Source organism: Paenibacillus sp. MER 99-2 (assembly GCF_023714095.1).
Classification (GTDB): domain Bacteria; phylum Bacillota; class Bacilli; order Paenibacillales; family Paenibacillaceae; genus Paenibacillus.
This window is the reverse complement of record NZ_JAMAUZ010000074.1, coordinates 1-235: the sequence shown is the minus strand read 5'-3', so window position 1 is coordinate 235 and position 235 is coordinate 1. Positions and strand designations below refer to the sequence as shown.

Sequence of the window (235 nt, the reverse complement as noted above, 5' to 3'; positions counted from 1 at the left end):
CGGTTGTAATAGAACTCAATGTACTGGTAAATGGCGTTATAATCCTCTTCTGGATTCTTAAAACGAGGGTTACAGTAAATGAGTTCGTTCTTCAAAATAATGTGCCACGACTCGATACATGCGTTATCGTAACAGTTTCCTCGGCGGCTCATACTGAGTTCCATAGCATACGATTTCAGTTGCTCCACGTATTCTTTTGACGTGTACTGCGAGCCACGATCCGAGTGATGTAGCA

Annotated in this window: 1 protein-coding gene; it reads right to left on the bottom strand. The window is 43.0% G+C overall.

The features are described from left to right. Window positions 1-235: transposase (locus M3636_RS29395; RefSeq protein ID WP_483311553.1), on the bottom strand; the 235-nt coding region annotated here is incomplete at both ends.